This is a genomic window from Cylindrospermum sp. FACHB-282, from assembly GCF_014697195.1.
Classification (GTDB): domain Bacteria; phylum Cyanobacteriota; class Cyanobacteriia; order Cyanobacteriales; family Nostocaceae; genus Cylindrospermum.
In genome coordinates, this window is sequence record NZ_JACJRJ010000049.1 from 1 (window position 1) to 13400 (window position 13400).

The window sequence follows — 13400 nt, forward strand, 5'->3', positions numbered from 1 at the left end:
TTTCAGGAACTCAGCTATTTCATCCTTCAGTACCTTGTGTCTATACTTAACACACCATACGATATGATACTCAATTGCATAAACGTACCCTCTGCCGTGTTTTACTTCCATACTTTATCTTACCATTTGCATGACCATAAGAAGAAAAATATGCAAATATGGAGCGCCTAACTCATGACTGGAAGTCACGAGTGTGCGGCTTGAAGACATCAATCGTAACGTCTAAGCGATTTTCGGGTAGCTGTTGAATTTCAGACCAGAGGCTAAATAGCTTATCAAAATATCTGGCTTCGTCATAGATTGTGGGTACATACAGAATCGAGTTTGGCTGAGTTTTGGGAAGTAACAGCAAGGTAACTCCAGATATCTGGCTTCAAAGTTGCTTAAACCCCCATTTTAGCTTGCTTATTCAATGGCTGAGTATAATTTGCTCTCAGAATTTAGAGTTGGTGCGATTTAACTACAAAGGTAAAATTCAGTGTTGCGGAAGTAGGGGAAGAGATTAATCTCATCCCCCGAATGAATCATGCTCGCTCTCAAATATTACTTTTGTAAAGAAGTGTAAATTTGTTGTCGAACTTGCATAAATTCCTAAATTAACTCCGATAGCTGGATAGAAGGCTGATTACAGAAGCGAGGGAGGTGAGATTCCCTTATATATCTGTAAAGAAGTGTAAATTTGTTGTCGAACTTGCATAAATTCCTAAATTAACTCCGATAGCTGGATAGAAGACTTATTGCAGAAGTTGGGGAGGTGAGATTCCCCTACAAAGCAGGATTTAGGGGAAGGAAATGGATGTTTCTTTTTTCCCCTTAACTCTTTTCCAGGAAAGATTTAATCTTTGGCAATTAGCCAATGTCATGGATCTGGGGTTTTGTCTGTGGGTTTTCTAACCTGCCTCTTTTTTTGAGTACCCGTCGTAGTCGGTCGGGACTCAAGTAAACTTGCCGCTCAGATGCCAGTTTTGTGGCTAGCTGTTTAGAGTTATAAGCCTGTGGCTCTTGAGCTAGGCAATTTTCTAGATAAAGCAAGTCAGATTCTGCATAACGGGGTTTTCCTCCTCGACCAGGAGCATCCCATAGTCCTGCTAACCCCATTTTTCCCCAGCGATGAAGGGTTTGACGTACTGTAGAAATCGCCCAATTTAAGCCTTGAGCAATTTGCTCGTTTTTTAAACCACGAGCGTTCAACAGTAAAACCTGAGCGCGATCCCTAGTGCGTTGAGGAACATCTTTGGCTCTCCTCAACTCTTCCAGAGTCTGCTTTTCTTCTTCAGTTAAAACAATCCTCAATCGACATCCCATAAGTGATCGTCTTTTACAGAGTTGTTGGCATAGCTATGTCTATTCACGCTCATATACTTACACGTAAGTGTATAACAAACACACTATTTTAAACTTAATTACAAGAATTAAATATGCCGAACACTAGCCTGATGTCTGCTACGCAAAAAGTATTAGCTTGAAAAAGACTTGTATATCAAGGTAGCGATTTATCAGTTGTCTAGGAAAGGTCTACTAAAACAACTTTGTCCGGTTGTGATCAGCGTGACTGCACCAGCAGCTACCTTAGCAGCAATTTTGGTGGAGATGTTTTTCATTGTCTAAACTCCAGTAGATGCAATTGTGTTTATTTTGACGGTTATTTTGTTCTCAGTGTTCCTTTAGACACTAAACCATCCCTGAAAAAGGTAAAACCTGAAGCTGGTTTATGTGCAAAATTAATCACACAATCAACCATCTCAGCCCAAATAAGTAGGTGTAGCCTGAATAGACAAGCGCTTATGCAGATAGCTATTCTGACTAGACCTTTTCAGCTTTTTCCTGAGTAATTCCTAAAATAGGCATGGAAAGGCTGTGGCATTATATTCTAACTAATTAATGGTATTTGTACTGGTATTTGTGGGTATTTTATAGAATCTTTAAGAGATATTTTCACGGGAACTGATAGATTAATGCCCTGGGAAAGAGTCGTACAGTCATCTCCGGCTCGAGCAAGGGCTATAGTTCCAATGCCGGCATGGGGTTTGGGTAAATCTGGACAAAACTAGACAACCGTTGCATTTTGGCGGGTTTTGGTTCACAAGCTAAATACTTAGAACTATGCCCGGTGTGGTCTCATGTTAAAAACAAACAATAAATCCTCAAGCTGCAAAAACTATGCTTTTTGTTACGAATTAGTTGTCTAAAAAGAGATGATATGTATGATGATTTTAGAGATTTTAAATTAGATCAAGAAATATCAATATTTAAGTCGTATTACTTTTAACAAAATTTATGTTTAGTATATTTTTCGAGTTAAAAAATATGCTGAAAAAGGGCAACAATTGATACAACTTGATTTTGGCAAAATATATTCTTCATTACAACTTTAAAAATAAATTATTGGGAGAATGGGAGCAGAAAAAAATACTGTTTATTTGCGCTCGGAGACGAATGATGGTAGCGATCGCAGAGAACGTTCAGCATCGGTTAACTATACAAACTGTAGAAATTGCTCCTAACACAACGGCGATTCGCTCTCTTGATTGGGATCGCGATCGCTTCGATATCGAATTCGGGCTGCAAAATGGCACGACCTACAATTCATATTTAATTAGGGGCGAGCAAACAGTTTTGATTGATACTTCTCACCAGAAGTTTCGTCAGCTGTATTTAGAGACTCTCAAAAGTATTGTCAACCCTAAGACAATTGATTACATAATTGTCAGCCATACAGAGCCAGATCATAGTGGTTTGGTGGAAGATGTCCTCCAGTTAGCGCCTAGAGCTACTGTTTTAGCTTCAAAAATTGCCTTGCAGTTTCTAGAAGGCTTGGTACACGATCCTTTTTCCAAGCGGATTGTCAAAAGTGGCGATCGCATTGATATTGGTAAAGGACACGAACTCGAATTCGTAAGTGCGCCTAACTTGCACTGGCCAGACACCATCTTCAGCTTTGACCGCAAAACCCAAACTCTCTTCACCTGCGATGCCTTTGGGATGCACTTCTGTGACGATCGCACTTTCGACGAAGATTTAGAGGCGATTGAAGCTGACTTTAGATTTTACTACGATTGCTTAATGGGCCCCAATGCTCGGTCGCTGTTGAATGCGATGAAGCGCATGAGTGAACTCGGCAAAATTAAAATTATTGCCAACGGACACGGCCCGCTACTATATCACAATCTAGACGTTCTAACTGAGTGCTACCAAAGTTGGAGCCAAAGACAAGCCAAATCAGAAACCACCGCCGCCTTATTTTATGTCTCAGAATATGGACATAGCGATCGCCTCGTCCATGCAATTGGTGAAGGCATCCAAAAAACCGGCGTTGCGATCGAAATGATGGATCTGGGTTCAGCGGGAATCCAAGAAATTCAAGAACTTGCAGGTAGAGCAGCGGGTATTATTATCGGCATGCCCCCAACTACCGCAGTAGCTGCTCAAGCTGGGATCAGTTCCCTGCTAGCCGTCACCAAAGACAAGCAAGTGGTCGGTTTATTTGAATCTTACGGTGGGGATGATGAACCCATTGATACCCTGCGGCGCAAATTTATCGACTTGGGAGTGAAAGAAGCTTTCCCAGCGATTCGGATTAAAGATGTTCCCAGTGCATCTACCTTCCAGCTGTGTGAAGAAGCGGGTACAGACTTGGGACAATTGTTAGTGCGCGATCGCAACATCAAGCAGATCAAATCTCTCGATGTCAACATGGAAAAAGCCTTAGGTCGCATTAGCAATGGACTGTATATCATCACCGCTAAAAAAGGTGATGTCAGCAGTGCAATGTTAGCTTCTTGGGTAACTCAAGCGAGTTTACAACCCCTAGGATTTACAATTGCTGTTGCTAAAGACCGCGCTATTGATTCCTTAGTCCGAGTAGGCGATCAGTTTGTCCTCAACGTTCTGGGAGAAGGAAATTTCCAAGAACTCAAGAAACACTTCCTCAAGCGCTTGGCTCCTGGTGGTGACAGATTTGCTGGAGTGAAAACCCAAACTGCGAAAAACGGTTCTCCCATTCTCACTGATGCTCTGGCATATATGGAATGTGAAGTCACCAGCAGCATGGAATGTAGCGACCACTGGATTTTATACTGCACCGTGCAAGACGGACGTGTTTCCAATCCCGATGGACTTACAGCCGTTCGTCATCGCAAAGTTGGCAACTATTACTAAAGCTGGGTAATGGGTGATGGGTAATGGGTAATGGGTAATGGGTAATAAACAGAAAATCCCCAATTATCAATTATCTTTTTCCCCATTACCAATGCCCAATATTTCACAATTCCTATGAAAATCCCAGATTCCCTGTCCAGCTTCATTAAATGCGCTAAAAACTGGTTTTCTCAACTCCACCCAAAATCTATGACCGAATCTTTGCCACGCGACGTCCAAGTTCTCCCGATTGCGACAAATACTAAGGTTCTCAGAGCGCGTAGTAAATCACGTCTGCGGTTTGAAATTGAATATGCACTCTTAAGAGGTACTACCGCCAATTGCTATTTAATTGAAGCCGATAAAACCGCACTAATTGACCCGGCTCCGGAAAGCTTCACAGAGATTTATCTAGAGGCATTGCAAAAAACCCTAGATTTAAGACGGTTGGATTATGTGATCCTCGGTCATTTTAATCCCACCCGCGTGGCAACATTAAAGGCGATTTTGGAACTGGCGCCGCAGATTACATTTGTCTGTTCTCTTCCCAGTACAGCTAATCTACGTGCTGCTTTTCCAGATCAAGATATCAAAATTTTGACAATGCGGGGGAAAGAAACTCTAGATTTAGGTAAGGGTCATGTTTTAAAATTCTTGCCTATTCCTAGTCCCCGTTGGCCAGAAGGACTTTGTACCTACGACCAGCAAACCCAAGTTCTTTACACAGATAAGCTATTTGGAGCACATATCTGTGGTGATGAAGTGTTTGATGATAACTCAGAAGCGTTTAAGGAAGACCAGCGCTACTATTTTAATTGCTTGATGGCTCCCCATGCGCCCCACGTCGAAGCAGCTTTGGAGAAAATCTCCGATTTGCAAGTGAGGATGTATGCTGTTGGTCACGGGCCTTTGGTGCGCTCCAGCTTAATCGAATTGACCAAATGTTATGGTGAATGGAGTCGTTCCCAAAGCGATCGCGAAATATCCGTAGCGCTATTGTACGCCTCAGCTTATGGCAATACAGCAATTCTCGCCCAGGCGATCGCACTGGGACTAACCAAAGGTGGAGTTGCAGTCAACACCATCAACTGTGAATTTGCCACACCTGACGAAATTCGCACTGTTCTAGAACAATCCGATGGCTTTCTCATCGGTTCTCCCACCATCGGAGGCCATGCACCCACCCCAATTCATACCGCTTTGGGTATAGTTCTCACCATCGGTGACAACAGCAAACTTGCTGGAGTATTTGGTTCCTACGGCTGGAGTGGTGAAGCCGTTGAATTAATTGAAGGTAAACTCCGGGATGCTGGATTTAAATTTGGCTTTGATACCTTGAAGGTCAAATTTAAACCCGATGAAGTCACTCTCAAGCTGTGTGAAGAAATCGGTACAGATTTTGCCCAATCGTTGAAAAAAGCCAAGAAAGTGCGCGTACCTCAACAAGCTGCAACCGCTGTAGAACAAGCTGTTGGTCGAATTGTTGGTTCCGTTTGCGTGATTAGTGCCAACCAAGGAGAAGTCTCAACAGGGATGCTAGGTGCTTGGGTTTCTCAAGCCACTTTCAATCCTCCTGGATTGACAATTGCGATCGCCAAAGAACGAGCAATTGAATCCCTCATGTATCCAGGGGGTAAATTTGCCCTAAATATTCTACCTGAAGGCACTCATGTAGACTACATGAAGCATTTCCGCAAATCTTTTGCCCCAGGAGAAGACCGATTTGCTAATTTCCCCACAGGAGTTGCCGATAACGGTTGTACCGTTCTCAACGACGCCCTAGCCTATCTAGAATGCTCAGTTAGCCAACGCCTAGAATGTGGCGATCATTGGGTGGTTTATGCAACCGTTGATAACGGTAAATTAATCAAACCTGATGCTGTAACTGCCATCAACCATCGCAAATCAGGCACACATTATTAAACAGATGTAGCAGTTCTCATTCTGCTATCGAATCCCTTGAGGTTCCCGACTTCTCTAGGAGGTCGGGAATCTTATTATGAAAAAGATTTAATTATTTAAAAACTGCGAAATTAATCTTTACTGAAATTCCGTAATTTTCACCAAGACAATCGCCAAAATATTGTGCAATATATAACTATATACTTAGTAGTTGGCCCCACACAAAATGCCAACTCATACCACAACAGTTTTATAGTACTTTGTTGCTCCTATGACTCCAAAATACACAAAAATTAAATTTCCTCTTTGGCAGTATTTAAAACAGCCCGTATTTAATCGCGATTCTAAATTGGTATGGAATCCTCATCGCTTCGCATTTATCTGGCGAATTCGACTTTTAGAACGGTGTTGGACTAAAGAATGTGACGCTAAAGGCCCTCAACAGCATTAATTACTACAAAAACAGCCCAAATAACTCAAAAATTAACGAATGGAAATTAATTTGTAGGACAGCCCGAACGTCTGCCCTAACTGGGAACTCAATATAAATTTGCTAGTCTTTTGCCTCGTCCACAGCACGAGGTTTTTTGCCGTCAAGCAAAGCACTAACAGTCATATCTCCCATAACATTAATCGCCGTGCGGCAACGATCTAAAAACCAATCTACAGTTACTAGCAAAGCTATATACTGGGTGGGTAAGCCAACAGAACTAAACACCAAAGTCATCGTCACCAATCCAGCATTGGGAATACCCGCTGCACCCACTGATGCAAAAATGGATGTCAGAACCACAACTAACTGCTGTCCTAAACTCAAATGTTGCCCCAACACTTGGGAAATATACAGTGCAGACATCGCCTCATAGAGGGCAGTACCATCATTATTAAAATTTGCCCCGACTAACGCTCCCAAAGACGCGGAAGATTCTCTTAAGCCGATTTTTGTTTGCAAAACTTCAAAGGTGATAGGCATTGCCACCGTTGAAGAAGAAGTTGAGAAAGCTGTCAAAAAGGCATCAGCACCGCCAACCAAGAACTTGAGCGGATCTACCCAAGAACCTAATTTGACTCTGGTGAGATAATAGCAAGCTTGCAAAAACAGCGCCAACAGCACCGAGATGATAAACGCTGCTAAAGATTTAAAGGGCGCAAAGCCTCTTTCGGCAATGATTTTCGCCACAATTCCAAAAACTGCTATGGGCACTAAAGCAATTACCCAGTTGAGAATGCGGATCACCGACTCAAACAGAGTCCCAATGACATCTTCAACGGGCTGGTATCCTTTCTTACCTTGAGCGATTTGTTCCGATTTTAATCCCCGCAGGACGATACCAAAACTCAGGGCAATCACGATTAGTTGGATGACATTATTATCAACCAGCGGTTTGAGGACAGATTCTGGTACAGCATCTCTGAACAGTCCCCAAGGGTCAAAACTTTGAGCGGGAATTTCTGTAGTTACTGTTCCTGGGTCTACCAAATTCCCCCAAGTCCCCGGACGCAAGATGTTAGCTACTAAAAGTCCTACTACTATAGCTACCGTAGTGTTAGTTAAAAGTAGCCCTGCTAGACGCCTGCCGGCTGTACCGGGGATATTGGTAGTCATGAAGGTATGCAATACCGCTACCAAAATTAGTGGCGTTGCCAGGGCGCGGAGAGCCTTCAGCACCAACTCAGCAGGAATTGCTAAATTAGTGATTAAGGTGGCGTTGCTGGGGCTGGGATTGCCCGCTCCCAAAGCTAGTCCGACACTGATGGCAAATACTAGGGCGATGATAATTTGCAACGTGAGAGGGATACGCTGCCACCAAGGGCTAGCTTTGGTTTCAGGCGAATTATTGCTCTCGGTTTGGCTCATTAGATATGCTGTTAATGGTTGTCACTATTAAAACACCACCTGTGACAGTAAAAATTCCGGAATCAGCCCAGCTTGAATTTTGAGTAAAAACTGTTAGTCTAAGATCCCGTTGCTTTGCTTGCATCATACTATCAAGGGTATGCCACCAGGAGGCCCTGAGAGATGTTGTTGGCTTTTTTTGGAGAGGCTTATGTCGTTCGTCCCTTTGCATATTCACAGTGATTATAGTTTGCTGGATGGAGCAAGTCAGCTACCAGAGTTGGTTGATCATGCGATCGCACTGGGGATGAAAGCGATCGCCCTCACAGATCATGGTGTCATGTATGGAGCCATTGAACTGATCAAAATCTGCCGCACCAAGAACATTAAGCCAATAATTGGCAACGAAATGTATATTCTAAACGGCGATCTTGAAAAACAAGAACGTCACCGTCCCAAATATCATCAAGTAGTCTTAGCTAAAAATACTAAAGGCTATAAAAACTTAGTCAAAATAACCACAATTTCTCACCTCCAAGGCGTACAAGGTAAAGGTATTTTCTCCCGTCCTTGCATCAATAAAGATTTATTAAAAAAATATCACGAAGGTTTGATTGTCACTAGCGCTTGTTTAGGTGGAGAAGTTCCCCAAGCAATCCTCAGCAATAGACCAGATGCAGCCCGGAAAGTTGCCCAATGGTATAAAGATGTATTTGGCGAAGATTATTATTTAGAAATTCAAGACCACGGCTCCCAAGAAGACAGAATTGTTAACGTTGAAATCGTCAAAATTGCGCGGGAATTAGGCATTAAAATTATTGCCACCAATGATTCCCACTATATTTCTTGTTTTGATGTAGAAGCACATGATGCATTGCTGTGTATTCAAACACAAAAACTAATCAGTGAAGATAAACGGATGCGTTATAGCGGCACAGAATATCTTAAATCTGCCGACGAAATGAAAGCCCTATTTCGTGATCATTTGCCTGATGATATCATTGCTGAAGCTATAGCAACCACCGAAGAAGTTGCCGATAAAGTCGAGCGTTACGATATCATGGATGACCCGAAAATTCCTAGCCCTCCTATTCCCCCCGGTCATACTCCTGATACTTATGCTGAAGAAGTTGCTTGGCTAGGACTGTTAAATCGGTTAAATCGCAAATCTCGCAACGAAGTAGATCCAACCTACAAAGAAAGGTTGGAATATGAACTTAAAATGATTCAACAGATGGGGTTTTCCACATACTTTTTAGTCGTGTGGGATTACATCAAATTTGCGAGAGATAATAATATTCCCGTGGGGCCTGGTCGGGGTTCGGCGGCTGGTTCTTTGGTTGCCTATGCCATGAAAATTACTAACATTGACCCAGTGCACCACGGCTTACTATTTGAGCGCTTTTTAAATCCCGAACGAAAATCAATGCCTGATATTGATACAGATTTCTGCATTGAACAACGGGATAAAGTGATTGATTATGTAACTAATAAATATGGCCCAGATAGAGTTGCCCAAATTATAACTTTTAACCGCCTCACTTCTAAAGCTGTCTTAAAAGATGTTGCCAGAGTGTTAGATATTCCCTATGGGGAAGCTGACAAAATGGCGAAATTAATTCCTGTAGTGCGGGGTAAACCTACTAAACTCAAGGTGATGATTTCTGATGCAACACCAGAACAAGAGTTTAAAAATAAATATGATAATGATCCGAAAGTTCGCCATTGGCTTGATATGGCAATGCGAATTGAAGGCACTAACAAAACCTTTGGTGTTCACGCAGCCGGTGTGGTGATTTCTGCTGACCCACTTGATGAAATTGTCCCACTACAGCGCAATAATGACGGCTCAGTGATTACCCAATATTTCATGGAAGATTTGGAATCACTAGGTTTGTTAAAAATGGATTTTCTCGGTTTGCGGAACCTAACGCTAATTCAAAAAACCATTGATTTGATTGAAGAAACTAATGGCTATCGCATTGACCCTGATGAAATCACAGGACAGGAAAGAAAAGCTCAGAAGATATTAGCTAAAGGTGAACATAGCAGTTTACCCAAAGATGTGCAAAAAGCTTATGCACTATTAGAAGCAGGTAAATTAGAAGGAATTTTTCAATTAGAATCTTCGGGAATGCTTCAGGTAGTTAGAGATTTGAAGCCTTCTAATATCGAAGATATTTCTTCAATTTTGGCACTTTATCGACCGGGGCCATTAGATGCGGGATTAATTCCTAAATTTATTAACCGCAAACATGGAAGAGAGAAGATTGAATATGAAGACAAGATTCTAGAACCAATATTAAATGAAACCTATGGAATTATGGTCTATCAAGAGCAAATCATGAAAATTGCTCAAGATTTGGCTGGTTATTCTCTAGGACAAGCTGACTTGCTGCGTCGCGCAATGGGGAAAAAGAAAGTTTCTGAAATGCAAAAGCAGCGAGAAAAATTTGTTGATGGTGCAGCGAAGAATGGGGTAATGAAAAAGGTAGCTGATGACTTATTTGAGCAAATGTTAAAGTTTGCCGAATATTGCTTAAGCCATGACACAGAAATTTTAACAGTTGAATATGGTTTTATTCCCATTGGGGAGATTGTAGAAAAGATGATTGAATGCAGCGTTTACAGTGTTGATAATCATGGGAATGTTTACACTCAACCGATAGCGCAGTGGCATAACCGGGGAATGCAGGAAGTTTTTGAATATTGTTTAGAAGATGGTTCAACTATTCGCGCCACAAAAGACCATAAATTTATGACAACTGATAGGGAAATGTTACCGATTGATGAAATATTTGAGCGGGGTTTAGATTTGTTCAGGGTTGAGGGTTTGCCAATTTAAGAACCCCACACCGCTGCTTCCTGGAGGGACTTTTTTACTTCATTATTTCCTCGCTGGCAATATACATAATTATTTTTGTCGTAAAGTGTCGCGATAGGCTTTGACGGCTTGAGTTTGACTAGGAGATTTTACATATTGAGCTAAAACAGATAAATCTAATTTTGGCAGGAATTCACTGCAGTTAATTAATTCATATCCTTGTTGACGTAAGCGATAAACAGTAAATTTATTATTTTGCCAAAACCAAACTTCTGGTATTCCTAATCCTTTATAAACGGATAGTTTATCAATTCCACCACTGGAGAGAATAACTTCGATAGCAATATCGGGAACTTCTTTAAGTTGTCCAAAACAGTAACATTCATCTGGTTCTAAACCTCTGGCTTTGATTTGTTTACGAAAGGTGGTGGAACCGTAGCCTGTTAAATCAATATCTGTCTCTAAGGCGTAAATTTCAATTAAACGAGCAATTGCTTTTTTGTCTAATTCGTGTTGTAGGGATGGACTCATAATTTCTAGGGTTCCTTCTAGGTAAGTCATCCGCAAGCCGGGGATATCATCTAAGGTTGCTCGCAGGGTTTCGTATTGTTCCCAACTAACATTATTTAGTATGAGGCGTTGTTCCTCTGTGCTGTTGTCTGGTTGCTGTACAAGGTTACTTATCATGGCTTTAGTCGATTTGGCGGGGGATAATTCTATTTTCTAGGTTATACCGGAAAATATAGCCCTGGCGAATAGAATAGAGCCTCCGGCGCCCGCAGGGTACGCGGCTACACAAACAAAGTCTGCGGCTCGACTGAGCTTCGCCGAACGTCCTGCGCGGACTAAATAGAATTGAAACCCACGGAGGCGGTCACTGAGCCTGCCGAAGTGTGGGTAAAGTCTCGTGTAGCCGCGGTTTCTAACCGCCTGCTGCTAATTAAATTTATTCAGCTTGCTTGCTGTTGTCTTGGCTCAATTGTCTGCGCTATCAAATTGAGGGGGGAAAGATAGACGCTGTCTTCTATGCTACTCGATAAAATATGTGTGAAATGCGATCGCCTAATGGCCTAACTAAAAGAACTTTAACGACATAACAGACTGCACTCTGTTAGAATGCGGACTGCGGCATTTGCTCTCAGTCTTAGCGCTACTGCCCATGCAGACCTTCAAACCACCCGTCCGCCTAAGACTGGCGCCGTCATTGGCGACAGGCCGATGTTATTACCGGAATCCTATGTCTTTTTCTACTCTCGGCTTGTCCAATGAAATTATCCGTGCCGTCACTGAACGGGGATACACCAAACCCACACCAATCCAAATGCAGGCCATCCCTGCGGTGTTGTCGGGGGGTGATCTGCTAGCTGGTGCCCAAACCGGTACGGGAAAAACCGCAAGCTTCACTCTGCCGCTACTGCATCGGTTGTCATTGGACAAGAACGTTAAAACTACCCCTAATGGACACCCACCGATTCGGGCGCTAATTCTCACCCCTACTCGCGAACTTGCTGCACAGGTAGAGGAAAGCGTGCGTGATTACGGCAAATACTTGAAGCTGAACTCAATGGTGATGTTCGGTGGAGTCGGTATTAATTTGCAAAAACAGCGGTTGAAGAACCGCGTAGATATTCTGGTTGCTACCCCAGGACGACTGTTAGACCATGTACAGCAAGGCACGGTGAAACTGTCGCAGATTGAGGTTTTGGTGCTGGATGAAGCAGACCGAATGCTGGATATGGGCTTTATTCATGATATCCGCCGCATCCTCTCGCTTTTGCCTAAACAGCGACAGAATTTGCTATTTTTCGCCACCTTCTCAGACAACATCAAGGCACTGGCCGCAGGGCTGCTCAATCGCCCGACAATGATTGAGGTGGCACGGCGCAACGTTACTGCCGACACGGTGGTACAGAAGGTGTACCAGGTAGACCGGGACAAGAAGCGCCAATTACTAGCTCACCTGATTCGGCAACACAATTGGTATCAAGTGCTGGTGTTCTCTCGTACCAAGTTTGGCGCTGACCGTCTGGTGAAGCAGTTGGGGGAAGACCGAATTCAAGCGTTGGCTATTCACGGTAATAAGAGCCAGTCGGCCCGTACCCACGCTTTGGCAAAGTTCAAGAATGGCAGCCTACAAGTACTGGTGGCAACGGATATTGCGGCGCGGGGTCTTGACATTAGCGAACTGCCCCATGTAGTCAATTTCGATTTGCCCAATGTACCGGAGGATTATGTTCATCGCATTGGTCGCACTGGTCGTGCGGGTGCAGAAGGTGAGGCTATATCCCTGGTGTGCGTCGATGAATACCAGTTGTTGGCAGATATTGAAAAACTGATTCAGCAGCGGTTGCCGAAGGAAATAGTCCCTGGCTTTGGGCCCAACCCCGACACTAAGCCGGAACCCATCCCAAATGGACGCCAAAACAGGCAGAAACCCAGAAGTGAGAAGCGGACGCCTAGCTCTACTGCTAAACCGTCACCACAGAAACCGGCTAAACGGAAGGCAGCGCCACCTGCTATCGGTGGCAAGACGAACGGGCCTCGTTCCTCTGGATCTCGCCGTTCTGCTAAACGCGATCGCACTTGATAAAATAGGTGTGGAAAAAAGTCCTTTCTTCTATAAAAGTTCTTCCATAACATTCAAGAATTATTCTTCTGTAATTTTCACTTCAAAGTGCCAATGTCTAGGGCGGGATAATG

General features: G+C 43.1%; 8 protein-coding genes. 4 read left to right on the top strand and 4 right to left on the bottom strand.

Going from position 1 to position 13400, the window contains the following annotated elements:
- Positions 1-111, bottom strand: a 111-nt coding sequence (locus H6G32_RS21265) for a transposase (protein WP_190461862.1), incomplete at its 3' end; no start/stop codon positions are given.
- A 738-nt stretch (positions 112-849) separates the two neighbouring features.
- Positions 850-1305, bottom strand: coding sequence for a helix-turn-helix domain-containing protein (locus H6G32_RS21275; RefSeq protein ID WP_206757974.1), 456 nt, complete (start codon positions 1303-1305; stop codon positions 850-852).
- Between the two features lie 1134 nt (positions 1306-2439).
- Here H6G32_RS21275 and H6G32_RS21280 point away from each other — a divergent pair.
- Both H6G32_RS21280 and H6G32_RS21285 read left to right on the top strand, forming a co-directional pair.
- Positions 2440-4158, top strand: a complete 1719-nt coding sequence (locus H6G32_RS21280) for a diflavin flavoprotein (RefSeq protein ID WP_190461916.1) — start codon at positions 2440-2442, stop codon at positions 4156-4158.
- 189 nt (positions 4159-4347) lie between these two features.
- Positions 4348-6060, top strand: a complete 1713-nt coding sequence (locus tag H6G32_RS21285; protein ID WP_190461869.1) for a diflavin flavoprotein — start codon at positions 4348-4350, stop codon at positions 6058-6060.
- 532 nt (positions 6061-6592) lie between these two features.
- Here H6G32_RS21285 and H6G32_RS21290 read toward each other — a convergent pair.
- Positions 6593-7897, bottom strand: coding sequence for a dicarboxylate/amino acid:cation symporter (locus tag H6G32_RS21290; RefSeq protein ID WP_190461871.1), 1305 nt, complete (start codon positions 7895-7897; stop codon positions 6593-6595).
- Between the two features lie 190 nt (positions 7898-8087).
- Between H6G32_RS21290 and H6G32_RS21295 the strand changes: the two genes are divergently transcribed.
- The gene (locus tag H6G32_RS21295; protein WP_190461873.1) at positions 8088-10721 is read left to right on the top strand and encodes a DNA polymerase III subunit alpha; all 2634 of its coding nucleotides are present in this window, start codon (positions 8088-8090) and stop codon (positions 10719-10721) included.
- A 69-nt stretch (positions 10722-10790) separates the two neighbouring features.
- Here H6G32_RS21295 and H6G32_RS21300 read toward each other — a convergent pair whose 3' ends face one another.
- On the bottom strand, positions 10791-11387 hold the full coding sequence (locus H6G32_RS21300; protein WP_190461875.1) for a Uma2 family endonuclease: 597 nt from the start codon (positions 11385-11387) through the stop codon (positions 10791-10793).
- A gap of 550 nt (positions 11388-11937) precedes the next feature.
- Between H6G32_RS21300 and H6G32_RS21305 the strand changes: the two genes are divergently transcribed.
- Entirely contained in the window at positions 11938-13287 is a 1350-nt protein-coding gene (locus H6G32_RS21305) for a DEAD/DEAH box helicase (protein ID WP_190461877.1), read from the top strand.
- The last annotated feature ends 113 nt before the right edge of the window (positions 13288-13400 follow it).

Coding starts and splice junctions, on each gene's coding strand:
- H6G32_RS21285 (WP_190461869.1), top strand. CDS start 4,348: ATGACCGAATCTTTGCCACGCGACGTCCAAGTTCTCCCGATTGCGACA.
- H6G32_RS21290 (WP_190461871.1), bottom strand. CDS start 7,897: ATGAGCCAAACCGAGAGCAATAATTCGCCTGAAACCAAAGCTAGCCCT.
- H6G32_RS21305 (WP_190461877.1), top strand. CDS start 11,938: ATGTCTTTTTCTACTCTCGGCTTGTCCAATGAAATTATCCGTGCCGTC.
- H6G32_RS21280 (WP_190461916.1), top strand. CDS start 2,440: ATGGTAGCGATCGCAGAGAACGTTCAGCATCGGTTAACTATACAAACT.
- H6G32_RS21275 (WP_206757974.1), bottom strand. CDS start 1,305: ATGGGATGTCGATTGAGGATTGTTTTAACTGAAGAAGAAAAGCAGACT.
- H6G32_RS21300 (WP_190461875.1), bottom strand. CDS start 11,387: ATGATAAGTAACCTTGTACAGCAACCAGACAACAGCACAGAGGAACAA.
- H6G32_RS21295 (WP_190461873.1), top strand. CDS start 8,088: ATGTCGTTCGTCCCTTTGCATATTCACAGTGATTATAGTTTGCTGGAT.